Source organism: Caballeronia sp. INDeC2 (assembly GCF_023631325.1).
In the GTDB taxonomy this organism is placed as follows: Bacteria; Pseudomonadota; Gammaproteobacteria; order Burkholderiales; family Burkholderiaceae; genus Caballeronia.
On record NZ_JALQDG010000040.1, the window covers coordinates 137,653 to 152,831 of the forward strand.

Here is a 15,179-nt window from a genome sequence, read left to right on the forward strand (position 1 = left end):
ACTCGTACAACGGAGACAGTCATGGCCTGGAGCTCGGCAAGATTCGACAGTTGGGGAACGTTCGGCAAGTCAACAAGCACCGTGTTGTTATGCGCGGCCGCCGCGTTGAGCGGATGCTCGAAGAGCGACAACTCGTCGTCGACGAGCAGCACGAGTTCGGCGGCGAGCGCGAGCGCACCCGCCAGCGCCCCGGCGAGCGCGCCGGCCGCAACCGCCGCGGGCGGTAAGCCCAAGATCGGCTTCTCGATCGCGACGTTGAACAACGCGTTCTTCGTCGGACTGAAGGCGGGCGTCGAGCGCGGCGCGAAGGATCAGGGCTTCGATCTCGTGCAAACCAACGCGAACGGCGACGCGCAGCAGCAGGTCAACGATGCGATCAATCTGCTGAGCCAGGGCGTGACGGCGCTCGTGCTCAATCCGATCGATTCGAAGGCGATCATTCCCGCCGTCGAGAAAGCCAACTCGATGAACATCCCGGTCTTCACGCTCGATCGCGGCTCGGATGGCGGCAAGGTCACGTCGTTCGTCGCGTCGGATAACGTCGCGCTCGGGCAGACGGGCGCGAAGTGGATCGCCGAGCAACTGAAGAAGCGCTATGGCGAGGAGAAGGGCAATGTCGTCGATCTGATCGGTCTCGTCGGCACCACCGCCGCGACGGATCGCGAAAAGGGCTTCAGCGAGGAGATCGCTAAGTACCCGAACATCAAGGTGGTCGCGCGTCAGGAAGGCGCCTTCGATCAGGAGAAGTCGCTCAACGCGATGACGAGCATCCTGCAGAAATACCCGCAGATCGATGCGGTCTTCGGCGCGAACGACGACAACACCGTGGGCGCGGAAAAGGCTATCGACAACGCGGGCCGCTACAAGCCGCTCGGCGACAAGGAGCACATTCTCGTGATCGGCGCCGACGGCACCGCGCAGGCGCTCTCCGCGATCCGCGCGGGCAAGCAGGACGCGACGATCTCGCAGAACCCGATCCAGATGGCCGCGAAGTCGCTGCAGTTCATCGCGGACTACAACGCGAAGAAGGACGTGCCCGCAAACTATGCGTGGCCGACGATGCTCATCGACAAGTCGAACATCGATTCGGATGAAGTGAAGAAGTACGGCCTGTGGTCCGAGGAAGTGAAGCAGTAAGGGCAACCGGCGGCCGCGTGTCTATAGCGACGCGCGGCCCGCAGACGGAATGCACATCATGACAGTCGAAACCGCGGCGCGAGCGAGCGCCGCATCGAATGCAGCGAAGCCGTTGTTGCGCATGCAGGGCATCGTCAAGAGTTTTCCCGGCGTGAAGGCGCTGCGCGGCGTGAGCCTCGATCTGCAAGCGGGACATGTGCTCGCGATCGTCGGCGAGAACGGTGCGGGCAAGTCCTCGCTCGTGAAGGTGCTCTCGGGCGCGTATGAACCCGACGAAGGCACGATCGAGATCGACGGCATGCCCCTCGCGCGCGGCACGCATGCGGCGATCGATGCGGGCGTGGCCGTCATCTATCAGGAGCTTTCGCTCATCAATGACATGACGGTCGCGGAGAATCTCTTCCTCGGCCGCATGCCTTCGCGCAACGGCTTCGTGAGAATGCGCGACGCCAACACGATGGCGCGCGAGGCACTGGCGCGCGTCGGCCTCGACAACGTGCCGCCGTGGATGCGCTTAGGCGACCTGCCGTTGAACAAGCGGCAACTCGTCGAAGTGGCGAAGGCGATCGCGCGCGATGCGCGCATCCTCGTGATGGACGAACCGACGGCCGCGCTGCAAAGCCATGACATCGCGAATCTGTATGCGGTGGTGCGGCGGCTGCGCGCGGAAGGCATGGGCATCATCTTCATCTCGCATCATCTGGAAGAGGTGTTCGAGCTGGCGGATTCCGCCGTCGTGATGCGCGATGGCGCGACCGTCGGCGCACGTCCGATGTCCGAATGGACCGAAGCGGATCTCGTGCAGGCGATGGTCGCGCGCAATCTCGAATCGTTCTATCCGTGGGAGCCGCGCGACTATGGTCCCGTGGTGCTCGAAGTGCGCAATCTCGCGAGCGCGCCGCTTCTGCGCAACGCGAGCTTTACGGTGCGCGCAGGCGAGATCGTCGGCATTGCGGGCATCGCGGGCGCGGGGCGCACGGAATTGCTGAAGACGATCTTCGGCGCGCTGCCGGTGACGAACGGCGAGATTCTCGTGAAGGGCAGGAAGATCGCCAATCATTCGCCGACGCAGGGCGTGCGTCACGGGCTCGTCTATACGTCGGAGGATCGCAAGCTCGAAGGGCTCGTGCTCGAAGCGAACATCGAGGAGAACATCGCGTTGTCGAGCCTGAAGGCGCTGGCGAGCGGCGGCTTCGTGAGCCGCGCGAAGAAGCGCAAGCTCGCGCAGGATGCGAGCGCGCGCTTCGGCGTGCGTGCGTCGTCGGTGTTGCAGATCACGGGGACGCTTTCGGGCGGCAATCAGCAGAAGGTGATTCTCGGCCGCGCGACGGCGACGAGTCCCGTCGTCATCATGCTCGATGAACCGACGCGGGGCATCGACGTAGGTGCGAAGTCCGAGATCTACGCGCATATGGTGACGATGGCCCGCGCGGGCGCGGCTGTCGTGATGGTGAGTTCGGAACTGCCGGAGTTGCTCGGCATGTCGGATCGCGTGCTGGTGATGTATCGCGGCAGCATCGTGACCGAGATCGCGCGCGACAAGGCGGATTCGGAAACGGTCATTCAGTGGGCAACGACAGGAGCAGGCGCATGACCTCCACGGCAGCCGATCGTTCGGATACGGAGGCGCTGTCGCGCCGCGTGATCCGTCAATTGAGGAGCGGCATCGGGCCTTTGTTCGCGGCGCTCGTCATTATCTGTATTGCGTTGTCGATCGCATCGCCCGAGTTTCTCACCACTAGCACGCTCACGAACATCATGGTGCAAGTGTCCGTGGTGGGCATCGCGGCGGTGGGCGGCACGTTCGTCATCATCACATCGGGGATCGACTTGTCGGTCGGCTCGCTCGTCGCGTTGAGCGGCATGGTGGCGGCCACCGTCATGGCGGGGTCCAGTCCGGGCGCGGTCGGTCTGGGCGTTGCGGGACTGTGCGTCGCGCTTGCGGTGGGCGCGTTCGCGGGCGCGCTCAACGGGCTGGTGGTGTCCTGGCTGAGGCTCGTTCCCTTCATCGTGACCTTGGCCGCGATGGCGATGGCGCGCGGCCTCACGCTCGCCATTTCCGATGGCCGCACGAAGTTCGATTTTCCCAACGCGTTCACGATGTTCGGCGCGAAGACCGTCGCGGGTTTGCCGATGCCGATGATCGTCATGCTGGTCGTGTTCGTCGCGGGGCACGTGTTGTTGCGCAAGACGACGTTTGGGCATCAGGTGTTTGCCGTCGGCGGCAATCAGGAAGCGGCTCGGCTGGCTGGCATTCCTGTGAGGCGTGTCGTGTTTTTCACATACATGCTTGCCGGTGTCACGGCGGCGATTGCTGGGATCGTGCTTGCTGGGCGGCTGAATTCCGCCTTGCCATCGGCGGCTAATGGGCTCGAGTTGCAGGTCATCGCGGCTATTGTGATCGGGGGGACTTCGCTTGCTGGCGGGCGTGGGTCTATCGTTGGCACGTTCATCGGCGTTGTGCTGATCGGCGTGATCAATGTGGGGCTTTCGTTGCTCGGCGTGAATCCGTTCTGGACTCAGTTCATTCAAGGCGGGGTTATTTTTGCTGCCGTATTGCTCGATGCGCTTAGTCAGCGGCGGAAGGTTTGAAGGGGCTTTTTTGCTTCGCGGGATCCCGTTTTGTTAGCGGTTCATTAGCGTTGCCCCGCACAGGGACAGTGCTAATAGACCGACATGAAAACAGGATTCCACGCAAACGCAAACGCACGAACCGACAAAACACAGGAGTCACAAAACCATGAAAAAGATCATCAACCAACCCGAAACTTTCGTCGATGAAATCATCGAATCCTTACTGATAGCCCATCCAAAATGGATCAAATCGGCGACAGAAGACCACCGCGCGCTGGTCCGAGCCGACGCTCCGAAACATGACTGCGTAGGTATCGTCACCGGCGGCGGCTCCGGCCACATGCCCGGCTTCCTCGGCTACGTAGGCGAAGGCCTATGCAGCGGCGTAGCGGTGGGCAACGTATTCTCCTCGCCCTCATCGGAGCAGATTTTCGAAGCAACGAAAGCGGTGAACGGCGGCACGGGCGTGCTCTACGTCTATGGCAACTACGGCGGCGACGTGCTCAACTTCGACCTCGCAGCGGACCTGGCGGAAGCCGAAGGCATAGACATCAAAACGGTCGTGCTGACCGACGATGTCGCCTCCGCGCCGAAAGACCGCGCAGCCGACCGGCGCGGCGTCGCAGGCATGGTCTTCGCCTTCAAATGCGCAGGCGCCGCAGCCGAACGCGGCGATTCGCTCGATGATGTCGCGCGCATCTGCGCCAAGGCCAATGCGAACTGCCGCACGATGGGCGTCGGCCTTTCGCCCACGATCCTGCCCGCCGCAGGCAAGCCCACGTTCACGCTGCCCGAAGGCGAAATGGAGATCGGCATCGGCATTCATGGCGAGCCGGGCACGCATCGCGGCAAGCTCGAATCCGCAGATGCCATCGCCGAGCGCATCACGCGACAGATCGTCGACGATCTCGCGGCGCCGAAAGGTTCGCGCGTCGCGCTGCTCGTCAACGGTCTCGGCGCAACGCCGCTCGAGGAACTCTATCTGCTCTATCGGCGTTCGGCGAAGCTCATTGCCGACGAAGGGCTGAAGATCGCGCGCTCGTATGTCGGCGAATACGTGACGAGCCTCGAAATGGCGGGCGCATCGATCACAGTGATACTGCTCGACGACGAACTCGAAGCGCTGCTCGAAGCGCCCGCGCGTTCGCCGTTCTTCCGCGACGGCACCGAGTCCTGAGGAGCGTGCGATGAGTGCAACGAGCAAGGAACTGCGGGACATCCTCACGCGCACGCTGAACGCGCTGCCCGCGCATGCCGATGAACTCCGCGATCTCGACGCCGCGCTCGGCGATGGCGATCTCGGGATCACGGTGCAGTCGGGTTCGGCGGCGGTCGTGAAGGCATTGGGCGCGCTGCACGAAGAGGCGACGCTGAACGAAGTCATGCTGGCCGCCGCCAAGGCGTTTTCGACGGCGAATCCATCGACGTTCGCGGCGCTCGTCGGCGGTGGTCTGCTCGCTGCGGCGAAGACGGTGAAGGACAAGGACGCGATCGGGAGCGAGGAAGCGCTCGCGATCGGGCAGGCTGTGGCGGCGCGCATCATCGAACGCGGCAAGAGTCAGGTCGGCGACAAGACCGTGCTCGATGCGCTCGTGCCGAGTCTCGATGTGTTGGCCGCATCGCAAGGCAGCGCGACGGACACGCTCGACGCGATGATCGCGAAAGCAAGCGAGCAGGTCAGCGCGACCGCCTCGATGCAATCGAAGAAGGGCCGCGCGGCGTGGGTGCAAGAGCGCAGCATCGGCCACGCGGATCCGGGCGCGACCGCTTATGTCAGGTTTCTCGAAGCGTTGAGAAGCGCGCTTGCCGCATGAATGCATCGACGCTCAAGCGCGCTTCTTTTGCGCGACGACTTCGCGTACGCGCTTGTCCGATCGAACGACCTTCAGCTTCTTGCGTGTGAGCGCGAGCGCTTCCGCTTTCGTCGCGACGCACGGCCCCGAGCCGAGCAAAGACTCGCGCGCCGTCTCGCGCAACGCGAGCACGGACATCACGCCGATCACGGATGCGGCCATCAGGTAATACGCGGGCATCATCAGATTGCCCGTTGCATCGACGAGCCACGCGGTGACGAGCGGCGTCGTGCCGCCGAACAAGGACACGGACACATTGAAGCCGATCGCAAGCGCGCCATAACGAATGCGTGTCGGAAAGAGCGCGGGCAGCGCCGAAGGCATCACGCCGGTGAACGTCGAAAGGAGCGCGCCGAGCATCAGGAGGCCGAGGAACACCGGCAGCAGCGCGCCCGTGCGCACGAGCAGCAGCGCGGGAATCGACAGCACGAAGAGGCCGATGCAGCCGCACAGCATCACCGGCTTGCGACCGATCATGTCGGAGAGATGGCCCGCGAAGAGCGTCATCGGAATCATCAGCACCATCACGAGCAGCACGAGAAAGAGGCCATGCGTTTCGTCGAAATGCAGTGTCGCCGACAGAAAGCTCGGCAGGTACGACAGCGCCATATAGTCGGTCACGTTGAAGATCAGCACGAGGCCGACGCATTGCATCATCGCCTTGAATTGCTGCGATAGAAGCTGCGTGAACGTTTGCTTCGGACGCGACCGTTCATGCGCCTCGCGTGTCTCGGCTTCCTTCTTGAACGCGGGCGTTTCTTCGAGCTTCATGCGGATATACAGGCCCACGAGACCCAGCGGCCCCGCGATCATGAAGGGCACGCGCCATCCCCATGACAGCAGCGCGTCGTGCGGGAGCAGCGCGGTCAGCAGCGCGACCGTGCCCGCGCCGAGGATATAGCCCGCGAGCGTGCCGACTTCGAGAAAGCTGCCGTAAAAGCCGCGCCGCGCATCGGTCGCGAATTCGGCGATGAACGTCGCCGCGCCGCCATACTCGCCGCCCGTCGAGAAGCCCTGCACGAGACGCGCGACGAGCAGCAGCACGGGCGCGAGAATACCGATCGAGTGATAGCTCGGAATCAGGCCGATACAGAACGTGCCGACGGCCATCATGATCATCGTCATCGCGAGCACGCGCTGGCGCCCGATCCTGTCGCCGAGCGGGCCGAACACCATGCCGCCGATGGGTCGCACGAGAAACGCCGCGGCGAACGTGCCGAAAGTCGCGATCAACTGCGCGGACGGACTGCTCGACGGGAAAAATACTTTGCCCAGCACGACGGCGATATAGCTATAGACGCCGAAGTCGAACCATTCCATCGCATTGCCGAGCGCCATCGCGCCGACGGCACGTTTCAGCAGAGCGTGATCGACGACGGTGATATCGCCCAGCGTGAGATTGGGCGACGAATTGCTGCGGGCATGGCGCTCGTGCGAGAGGCTCAATTGTCTCACTCCTGATTTTCAAGGCGAACGCGAGGACTGCGGTCTGTTCGCGCAGAAAGCCGCCGATGAGGCGTGCGGCCCTCGGCATGATGGTTCTAGAGTGTGCGGATTGCGGGGCGTGTATGCCTTCGCTCACGCGTCTGGAAATCGGCAGAAAACGACACCCGCGCGTTGGTGATGTCGGATCGCATCGCACAGGCATTGCGCAAGCGTTGGTTGCGATCCGACACGCGCGCGGTTCGGCGATGAACCCGCGTCACGCCGAAACCCCTTCATTTGCGGGCCTTTCAGCGCATCAAAGTAATGCGTGCGTCGTGATTGGCACAGGCCGTGCAATCGATGGATTCATCGACACGTTCACGGAGATCGCCATGAAAGCGAAGACCATCGCCGTTCTTATCGTCGCGAGCGCGGCGTCATCAGCCGTTACCGCGTTCGCGGACGATTCAGGCACGGTCGCATCGGCATCGCATGCCGCGTCCGCCGTTCATGCGATGAGCGCGAAGAACAATGCGCCCGATTCCACCACCACCGCAGCCGATGCGTACAAGACGCGATCGGGCAAGCGTGAGCAGCGCGACAGTATCGACGCGTCGCTTCGCGGCGGTTGAAATCACCGCAATCAATCGAGCGTGATGCCGTCGAAGCGATGTCCGCCGAGCGGGCTGATCAGATAGCCGTGCACGCGCTTCGATATCGGCTGAAAAATGTTGGCGTGCGCGAGCGGCGTGTACGGCACCTGATCCTTGAAGACCACTTGCGCTTCTTCATAGAGCTTCGTGCGCGCGTTCTGATCGGTGACGAGGCGCGCTTTCGCGAGCAGATCGTCGAACTGCCTGTTGCACCACTTCGCCATGTTGCTGCCGTGAACCGCATCGCAACCGAGCGTCGTGCCGAGCCAGTTGTCGGGGTCGCCGTTGTCGCCGAGCCAGCCGTAAAGAATCGCGTCGTGCTCGCCGTTCGTCTTCGCGCGCTTGTTGTATTCGGCCCATTCGTACGTGACGATGTTCGCCTTCACGCCGATCTTCGCCCAGTCCGATTGAATCAGTTGCGCCATCAAACGCGCGTTCGGGTTATAGCCGCGCTGCACGGGCATTGCCCAAAGCGTGATGGTGAAGCCGTTCGGAAAGCCCGCTTCCTTCAGCAGTTCTTTCGCCTTCGCGGGATCGCGCGGCGCGTCTTTCAACGCCTTGTTGTACGACCATTGCGAAGGCGGCATCGGATTCGTAGCGAGGGTCGCCGCGCCTTCGTAGACGGTCTTGATGATCGCCTGCTTGTCGATGGCCATGTCGAGCGCGCGTCGCACGTTCACGTTATCGAGCGGCTTGTGCGTCGTGTTGTAGCCCACGTACGCGACATTGAAGCCGACACCCGACAGCACAGTGAGCTTCGGATCCTGCTTCGATGCGGCGATGTCGGCAGGGCGCGGGAAAGACGTCACCTGGCATTCGCCGCTCGATAACTTTTGCTGGCGCACGGCGGCATCCGGCGTGATCGAGAAGACGACCTTGTCGATATGCACGTCCTTGCGGTTCCAGTACGTCGGATTCGCGTCGTAGCGGATCGTCGCATCTTTCTGATAATCGCGGAATACGAATGCGCCCGTGCCCACAGGCTTCTGATTGATATCTTCGGGCTTGTTCTGCTTCAGCAATTGCGCGGCATATTCCGCGGATACGATCGATGCGAATTCCATCGCGATGTTGCGCACGAACACGACATCGGCGGTCTTGAGCGTGATGCGCACGGTGTAATCGTCGAGCTTCTCGACCGACGCAATGTTCTTGTCATAGCCGAGATCGGTCAGATACGGAAAGCTGACCGGATGCGCCTTCTGGAATGGTTCGTTCGGATCGATCATGCGCTTGAACGTGAACACGACGTCGTCCGCGTTGAAGTCGCGCGTGGGCGTGAACCACGCCGTCGATTGAAACTTCACGCCATGCCGCAGATGAAACGTGAAGCTCTTCGCATCCGGCGACTCGTCCCACTTCTCCGCGAGACCGGGCACGAGATCGAGCGTGCCGCGCTTGAATTCGACGAGCTGATCATAGACGGCGTGCGCGCCCGCATCGAAGTCCGTGCTCGTGGTGTACTGCGCGGAATCGAAGCCTGCGGGGCTGCCTTCGGAGCAGAACACGAGCGTCTTGCTCGCGGCCGATGCGGTTTGCGCGGTGATTGCAAGCGCGGCGGAAAGAGAAACAACAAGGAAACGTCGTGAAAAAAGCATTTTTCTTGTTCGCTCGGAAGAGTGGGCAAGCCGCCTCGCGGCGGGCATGACCCGTACTCTACCAAGCAAACGTCTTTCTTTCCCGCTACATCGAGCGTAACGCGAAGCGCTTGAGCTTGCCCGTTTCGGTGCGCGGCAATGCATCGAGAAAGGCCACCGCGCGCGGATACTTATAAGGCGCGACATTGCGCTTCACGAAGTCCTGCAACTCGGCGACGAGCGCATCGCCGGCCGTGAAGCCGCGATTGAGCACGACGAACGCCTTCACCACTTGCCCGCGCGTTTCATCGGGCACGCCGATCACGCCGCATTCCGCGACGGCTTCGTGCTGCATCAACACGCTTTCCACTTCCGGGCCGGAAATGTTGTAGCCCGCCGATACGATCATGTCGTCGGCGCGCGCCTGATAGAAGACGTAGCCGTCTTCATCGATCACGACGGAATCGCCGGGCAGGTTCCAGCCGTCGCGCACGAACTTCGTCTGACGCTCGTCGGCGAGATAACGGCAGCCGGTCGGACCGCGCACCGCGAGCTTGCCGATCGTGCCGGGCGGCACCGGCTGCATCGCATCGTCGACGGCCTGCACGACATAGCCCGGCACCGCGCGTCCGATCGCATGCTCGCGCACGTCCGCGCCCGCCGACGATATGAAGATGTGGATCATCTCCGTGCCGCCGATGCCGTCGATCATCTCGATGCCGCTCGCTTCGCGCCATAGCGCGCGCGTCGAATCGGGCAGGGCTTCGCCCGCGGACACGGTCTTCTTCAGGCTTCGTATGTCCATGCCCTCGACGAGCGGCGCCATCTGCCGATAGAACGTCGGCGCAGTGAACATGATCGTCGCGCGATAACGTTCGACGGTGCGCAGCAGCGTTTCCGGCGTGAGCTTTTCGAGCAATACCGTCGATGCGCCCACGCGCAGCGGAAAGCACAGCAGGCCGCCGAGACCGAACGTGAAAGCGAGCGGCGGCGTGCCGCAGAACACGTCGTCCGATGTGGGTTTGAGAATGTGCCGCGGGAACAGATCGCACATGGCGAGCACGTCGCGATGAAAGTGCATGCAGCCCTTCGGCGCGCCCGTCGTGCCGCTCGTGAATGCGATGAGGCACACGTCGTCGGCGGCGGTATCGCAGGCATCGAAATGATCGGGCTTCGTCGCCGCGAGCGATTCGAGCGAACCGGGTGCGTCGTCATGAAACATAAGAACGCGCGCAAGCTCTTCGCAATGGAACTCGTCGCCCTTCGTTGCGCAACGTTTCAGTTCTTCCGTCAGACGCACATCGCAAAGCGCTGCTGAAATGCGCGCCTTGTCGATGATCTGCTTCAACTCTTTCGCGCGCAGGAGCGGCATGGTGGGCACGACGACGAGGCCCGCCTTCAACGCCGCGAAGAACGCGACCGCCATCTGCAAGGTATTCGGCCCGCGCAGCAATACGCGATTGCCCGGACGCAAGCCCATCTCATCGACGAGCACATGCGCGCTGCGATTCACGAGCGCGCGCAACTCGCGATAAGTCGTCGCGTGTGGCGCACCGTTCACATCGGACCAGACCGCGGGACGATCGCCATGTCCGCGTTCGATTGCGCGATCCAGCAACTCGGTCGCGCAATTGATGCGCGCGGGGTAGGCGACATCCGCGGTGTCGAGCATGAACACCGGCCATTGTTCCTGCGGCGGCAGATGATCGCGCGCGAATGTATCGACGTGTGCTGACCGTTCCATCGTGCTCTCCGCTTAGTCGGGGATAACAGCCGTGGCCTCGATTTCCACCAGTGCTTCGTCTTCGATGAGCGCGACGACCTGCACTGCGCTCATCGCGATGTCGTAATCGCCGATCAGCTCGCGAAACGCCGCGCCGATTTCCTTCGCCGCGGCCAGATACGCGCGTTTGTCGGTCACGTACCACGTCATGCGCACGAGGTGCTCGGGCTTGCCGCCCGCTTTACGCAGAATGGCCACGACGTTGCGCAACGCTTGCGCGGCCTGCGCGCCGAACTCGCTGCTGACGAAGCGCGCCTCTTCGTCCCAACCGATCTGCCCGGCGATAAACACCTGCGTGCCGCGCGTTGCGACGCCGTTCGCATAGCCGCGCGGCTTGATCCAGCCCGAAGGCAGAAGCGTCTTCTTCATGAGCGTGTCTCCTCTTTCAATGCGCGGCTCGTGCCCGGCGCGAACTGTTCGATGGCGCGGGCGATGTCGCCGGGAATGTCGATCGAGCGGCCATCGTCGAGCGATGTCGTCACGAGAACCTGCTTCGCGCGAAAGCGCACTTCACCATCGCAATGACAGACGATGTCGATGCGAATCGAGCGCTGCCCGACGGAATCGACGGAGAGCGTGAGCGTGACCGTCTCGCCCATGCGGCTCGGCCGCGAGAACTCGCAATTGAGCTTGACGATGGGCAGCCCGACGCGACGCGCGGAGATCATGCGCGCATAGTCGATGCCGAGCGCATCGTTGAACCAGTCTTCGACGAGCGCGTTCGTCATCACGAGGTACTGCGGAAAATAGACGATGCCCGCCGGGTCGCAATGCGCGAAGCGGATGCGCATCGGCATATCGAAGGTTCGCGTCATCGTTGATGTGCTCCGTGCGCTTTCAGCAAGTCCCGTCCTACGATCAACTGCTGCACTTCCGTCGCGCCTTCATAGATGCGCAGCGCGCGAATCTCGCGATACAGCGATTCGACCGCCGTGCCGCGCTTCAGGCCGAGGCCGCCCCATAACTGCACGGCGGCGTCGATCACTTGCTGCGCGCCTTCGCTCGCGTGCCACTTCGCCATGGCCGCTTCGCGCGTGACGCTTTCACCCTGATCGCGCAACCACGCGGCGCGATAGACGAGCAGCGCGCTCGTGTCGATGGTCAACGCCATCTGCGCGAGCTTTGCTTGCGTGAGCTGAAAGTCGCCGAGCGTCTGACCGAACATCTTGCGCGATGCGGCGCGATCGAGGCCTTCCTGCATCGCGCGGCGTGCGAAGCCCAGCGATGCAGCCGCAACGGATGTGCGGAATATATCGAGCGTGCGCATTGCGATTTTGAAGCCTTCGCCCGCTGCGCCGAGCATCTGGCTGCGCGGCGCGCGCGCGTTATCGAAGTGCAGACGTGCGAGGGGATGCGGCGCGATCACGTCGATGCGTTCGGCGATCTCCAGGCCTGGCGTATCCGCATCGACGATGAACGCGCTGATGCCGCGCGCGCCAGGCGCTTCGCCGGTGCGCGCGAACACGACATAGAAATCCGCGATGCCGCCGTTCGAGATCCAGGTCTTGTCGCCGTTTAACACATAGTCATCGCCATCGACGCGCGCATCGAGCGACATCGCCGCGACATCCGAGCCTGCTTCGGGCTCGGACAATGCAAATGCAGCCAGCGCCGTGCCGTTCGCGACGCGCGGCAAATAGCGCGCCTTTTGTTCGTCCGTTCCCGCGAGCGAGATCGCGCCGGAGCCGAGGCCTTGCATCGCGAAGGCGAAGTCGGCGAGGCCGTCGTGCTTCGCGAGCGTCTCGCGAAGAAGGCAGACGGCGCGCGTATCGATCGACTCGTTCGACGCGCCGTATTGCGTGCCGCCGATGCAGTGTTTGAGCCAGCCTGCGTCGCCCAGCATGCGCACGAGGCGCTTGCATGACGCGTCGGTATCGGCATGATCGACGTGCTTGAGATGCGCGTCGGCCCATGCATCGACATTGCGCGCGAGTTCGCGATGCCGTTCGTCGAAGAAGGGCCACGCGAGCGCGCTGTGCAGGTCGACGTTCATTCAGTCTCCTTCGAACTCGGGGCGCGTCTTCGCGGCGAACGCGCGGTAAGCGCGTTCGAAATCGCGTGTGCTCATGCAGATGGCTTGCGCCTGCGCTTCCGATTCGATCGCTTCGTCGATGCTCATGCTCCATTCCTGATGCAGCATCTTCTTCGTGATGCCATGCGCGAATGTCGGGCCCGCAACGAGTTCGGATGCGAGCTTCGCGGCTTCATCGAGCAAGGTTTCGGGCGCGCAGAGCCGGTTGTAGAAGCCCCAGTGATAGCCTTCCTCGCCGCTCGCGGACCGGCCCGTGAAGAGCAGTTCGGCCGCGCGTCCCTGACCGATGATGCGCGGCAGGATCGAGCATGCGCCCATGTCGCAGCCCGCGAGGCCGACGCGCGCAAACAGGAACGCGAGCTTGCTGCGCGCGGTGCCGAGACGCATGTCCGACGCCATCGCGAGAATCGCGCCCGCGCCCGCGCAGACGCCGTCGACGGCGGCGACGACCGGCTGCGGGCAATGACGCATCGCCTTGACGAGATCGCCGGTCATGCGCGTGAAGAGCAGCAGCTCGGGCATCGGCAAGTCGATGAGCGGCGCGATGATTTCATGCACGTCGCCGCCGGAACAGAAATTATCGCCCGCGCCGTGAATCACGATAGCTTTCACATCGGTCGCATACGCGAGCTGACGAAACAGGTCGCGCAACTCCGCATACGACTCGAACGTCAACGGGTTCTTGCGCTCGGGGCGATTCAGCATGATGGTCGCGACGCCGTTCGTCACCGACCAGCCGAAGTGCGTCGCGCGATAATCCGCGAGCGTCGTGCGATTGCCGGCGAGAAGCGCGTCGGCGGCGGATGAGGTCATCGCTATCTCCTTCAGTCCTTTAGCGTATTCATCAAGTGCTGCTTCAGCTTGCCGAGCCGCTGATGCGTCTGCGATTTTTCATTCAGTTCGAGGCCGCCGAACATTTCGACGACCCATTGCTCGTGCGCGGCCGCCATCTTGTCGAATGCGACGCGGCCCTGCGGCGTGAGACGCACGCTGATCGAGCGGCGATCGTTCGGATCGGTATAACGCGAGACGAGCCCTTCTTTTTCGAGCTGATCCGTAATGCCCGTCACGTTGCCGCCGGTGACCATCATGCGGCGCGACAGCTCTGTCATCTTCAGGCCTTCCGGATGGCGTTCGAGCTGCGCCATCAGATCGAAACGCGGCAAGGTCGTATCGAACTCCATGCGCAGGCGCTTGCGTAATTCGGCCTGCACGAGGTTCGTCGTCGTCAGCATGCGCAGCCACAGGCGCAATCCCATGTGGCTGTCGACGCCCGTGCTCATCTCCAGATCGACGACGTTCTCCGCGGGCTTTTCGATGCCCTTGCGCGGCGTTTTCGGCTCCGTCGTTGCGGTCGTTTTCTTGTTGCGTGCGGCGTGGGTCACGTGACTTCTCCACCTGATACGGAAATGGACTGGCCGTTCATCGAAGCGGAACCGGGCGCGCACAGCCATAGCACGGCGTGGGCGACTTCTTCCGGTTGCACGAAGCGGCGTTGCGGGTTGTGCCGCACGAGGGCATCGCGCGCGTCCTGTTCGCTGCGCGAGGTCTTCGACATGATCTGATCGAGCGACGCGCGCAGCAGTTCGGTTTCGGTATAACCGGGGCACACTGCGTTGACGGTGACGCCTTTCGTCGCGACTTCGGCGGCGAGCGCGCGTGTAAGTCCGATGACGCCGTGCTTCGCCGCGCAATAAGCGGCGACGTACGCATAGCCGATTTGCCCCGCCGTGCTCGCGACATTCACGATGCGGCCATAGCCGCGTTCGAGCATGGAAGGCAGCACGGCGCGCGTGCAGAAGAACACGCCGGTGAGGTTCACGTCGAGCATGCGTTGCCAGAGTGCGGCATCGGTATGCGTGAAGGGCGCGGCTTGCGCGTGGCCTGCGTTGTTGACGAGGATGTCGACGGGACCGGCGCGCGAGAATGCCTCTTCTACTGCAGCTTCGTTCGTCACATCGACGCTGATGCACGCGACATCGCCATGAGCGCGCATGGCTTCGCGTTGTGCTTCGAGGCGCACGATATCGCGGCCCATCAAAGTGACGCGCGCTCCTGCCTGAGCGAGCGCCGCTGCGCAGGATGCGCCGATGCCGCTGCCGCCGCCCGTGATGACCGCGTGCTTATTTGCGAGGGCCGTCATGA

15 protein-coding genes are annotated in these 15,179 nt (G+C 63.1%); 6 read left to right on the plus strand and 9 right to left on the minus strand.

Annotated elements, in window-relative coordinates; translation table 11 throughout:
• The first annotated feature begins 21 nt into the window (after positions 1-21).
• From NCS28_RS25090 to NCS28_RS25110, 5 genes are all read left to right on the plus strand, one after another.
• The gene (locus tag NCS28_RS25090; protein WP_250516478.1) at positions 22-1,137 is read left to right on the plus strand and encodes a sugar ABC transporter substrate-binding protein; all 1,116 of its coding nucleotides are present in this window, start codon (positions 22-24) and stop codon (positions 1,135-1,137) included.
• A gap of 49 nt (positions 1,138-1,186) precedes the next feature.
• Positions 1,187-2,731 (plus strand): sugar ABC transporter ATP-binding protein, encoded by a 1,545-nt coding sequence (locus tag NCS28_RS25095; RefSeq protein ID WP_350029819.1) that lies wholly within the window; start codon positions 1,187-1,189, stop codon positions 2,729-2,731.
• Positions 2,728-3,729: an ABC transporter permease gene (locus NCS28_RS25100; RefSeq protein WP_250516480.1), complete on the plus strand. Its 1,002-nt coding sequence runs from the start codon at positions 2,728-2,730 to the stop codon at positions 3,727-3,729. The genes NCS28_RS25095 and NCS28_RS25100 overlap by 4 nt, the downstream gene beginning before the upstream one ends.
• Before the next feature lie 148 nt (positions 3,730-3,877).
• Positions 3,878-4,888: a dihydroxyacetone kinase subunit DhaK gene (locus tag NCS28_RS25105; protein WP_250516481.1), complete on the plus strand. Its 1,011-nt coding sequence runs from the start codon at positions 3,878-3,880 to the stop codon at positions 4,886-4,888.
• A 10-nt stretch (positions 4,889-4,898) separates the two neighbouring features.
• Complete coding sequence (locus NCS28_RS25110) at positions 4,899-5,525, plus strand: DAK2 domain-containing protein (protein WP_250516482.1); 627 nt, start codon at positions 4,899-4,901, stop codon at positions 5,523-5,525.
• A 12-nt stretch (positions 5,526-5,537) separates the two neighbouring features.
• Here NCS28_RS25110 and proP read toward each other — a convergent pair whose 3' ends face one another.
• Positions 5,538-7,010: a glycine betaine/L-proline transporter ProP gene (gene proP, locus NCS28_RS25115; RefSeq protein ID WP_250516483.1), complete on the minus strand. Its 1,473-nt coding sequence runs from the start codon at positions 7,008-7,010 to the stop codon at positions 5,538-5,540.
• Positions 7,011-7,381: 371 nt separating this feature from the next.
• Between proP and NCS28_RS25120 the strand changes: the two genes are divergently transcribed.
• On the plus strand, positions 7,382-7,621 hold the full coding sequence (locus NCS28_RS25120; protein ID WP_250516484.1) for a hypothetical protein: 240 nt from the start codon (positions 7,382-7,384) through the stop codon (positions 7,619-7,621).
• Positions 7,622-7,632: 11 nt separating this feature from the next.
• Here the strand turns inward: NCS28_RS25120 and NCS28_RS25125 are convergent, their stop codons facing one another.
• The 8 genes from NCS28_RS25125 to NCS28_RS25160 form a co-directional block, all read right to left on the minus strand.
• Positions 7,633-9,240, minus strand: a complete 1,608-nt coding sequence (locus NCS28_RS25125) for an ABC transporter substrate-binding protein (protein ID WP_250516485.1) — start codon at positions 9,238-9,240, stop codon at positions 7,633-7,635.
• 85 nt (positions 9,241-9,325) lie between these two features.
• The gene (locus tag NCS28_RS25130; RefSeq protein ID WP_250516486.1) at positions 9,326-10,963 is read right to left on the minus strand and encodes an AMP-binding protein; all 1,638 of its coding nucleotides are present in this window, start codon (positions 10,961-10,963) and stop codon (positions 9,326-9,328) included.
• A 12-nt stretch (positions 10,964-10,975) separates the two neighbouring features.
• Positions 10,976-11,371 carry a RidA family protein gene (locus NCS28_RS25135; protein ID WP_250516487.1) on the minus strand — a complete coding sequence of 132 codons (396 nt, stop codon included), beginning with the start codon at positions 11,369-11,371 and terminating at the stop codon, positions 10,976-10,978.
• Positions 11,368-11,817: an acyl-CoA thioesterase gene (locus NCS28_RS25140; RefSeq protein WP_250516488.1), complete on the minus strand. Its 450-nt coding sequence runs from the start codon at positions 11,815-11,817 to the stop codon at positions 11,368-11,370. The genes NCS28_RS25135 and NCS28_RS25140 overlap by 4 nt, the downstream gene beginning before the upstream one ends.
• On the minus strand, positions 11,814-12,995 hold the full coding sequence (locus NCS28_RS25145) for an acyl-CoA dehydrogenase family protein (RefSeq protein ID WP_250516489.1): 1,182 nt from the start codon (positions 12,993-12,995) through the stop codon (positions 11,814-11,816). Before NCS28_RS25145 ends, NCS28_RS25140 begins: the two co-directional genes overlap by 4 nt.
• Positions 12,996-13,847, minus strand: a complete 852-nt coding sequence (locus tag NCS28_RS25150; protein WP_250516490.1) for an enoyl-CoA hydratase family protein — start codon at positions 13,845-13,847, stop codon at positions 12,996-12,998.
• 11 nt (positions 13,848-13,858) lie between these two features.
• Positions 13,859-14,419 carry a MarR family winged helix-turn-helix transcriptional regulator gene (locus NCS28_RS25155; RefSeq protein WP_250516491.1) on the minus strand — a complete coding sequence of 187 codons (561 nt, stop codon included), beginning with the start codon at positions 14,417-14,419 and terminating at the stop codon, positions 13,859-13,861.
• The gene (locus NCS28_RS25160) at positions 14,416-15,177 is read right to left on the minus strand and encodes an SDR family NAD(P)-dependent oxidoreductase (RefSeq protein ID WP_250516492.1); all 762 of its coding nucleotides are present in this window, start codon (positions 15,175-15,177) and stop codon (positions 14,416-14,418) included. Before NCS28_RS25160 ends, NCS28_RS25155 begins: the two co-directional genes overlap by 4 nt.
• Between the last annotated feature and the right edge of the window lie 2 nt (positions 15,178-15,179).

Bases quoted from the DNA above. Each gene is read 5' to 3' on its own strand.
- NCS28_RS25130 (WP_250516486.1), bottom strand. From the start codon at position 10,963: ATGGAACGGTCAGCACACGTCGATACATTCGCGCGCGATCATCTGCCG.
- NCS28_RS25160 (WP_250516492.1), bottom strand. From the start codon at position 15,177: ATGACGGCCCTCGCAAATAAGCACGCGGTCATCACGGGCGGCGGCAGC.
- NCS28_RS25125 (WP_250516485.1), bottom strand. From the start codon at position 9,240: ATGCTTTTTTCACGACGTTTCCTTGTTGTTTCTCTTTCCGCCGCGCTT.
- NCS28_RS25140 (WP_250516488.1), bottom strand. From the start codon at position 11,817: ATGACGCGAACCTTCGATATGCCGATGCGCATCCGCTTCGCGCATTGC.
- NCS28_RS25145 (WP_250516489.1), bottom strand. From the start codon at position 12,995: ATGAACGTCGACCTGCACAGCGCGCTCGCGTGGCCCTTCTTCGACGAA.
- NCS28_RS25105 (WP_250516481.1), top strand. From the start codon at position 3,878: ATGAAAAAGATCATCAACCAACCCGAAACTTTCGTCGATGAAATCATC.
- NCS28_RS25110 (WP_250516482.1), top strand. From the start codon at position 4,899: ATGAGTGCAACGAGCAAGGAACTGCGGGACATCCTCACGCGCACGCTG.
- NCS28_RS25150 (WP_250516490.1), bottom strand. From the start codon at position 13,847: ATGACCTCATCCGCCGCCGACGCGCTTCTCGCCGGCAATCGCACGACG.
- NCS28_RS25090 (WP_250516478.1), top strand. From the start codon at position 22: ATGGCCTGGAGCTCGGCAAGATTCGACAGTTGGGGAACGTTCGGCAAG.
- NCS28_RS25095 (WP_350029819.1), top strand. From the start codon at position 1,187: ATGCACATCATGACAGTCGAAACCGCGGCGCGAGCGAGCGCCGCATCG.
- NCS28_RS25100 (WP_250516480.1), top strand. From the start codon at position 2,728: ATGACCTCCACGGCAGCCGATCGTTCGGATACGGAGGCGCTGTCGCGC.
- NCS28_RS25120 (WP_250516484.1), top strand. From the start codon at position 7,382: ATGAAAGCGAAGACCATCGCCGTTCTTATCGTCGCGAGCGCGGCGTCA.
- NCS28_RS25135 (WP_250516487.1), bottom strand. From the start codon at position 11,371: ATGAAGAAGACGCTTCTGCCTTCGGGCTGGATCAAGCCGCGCGGCTAT.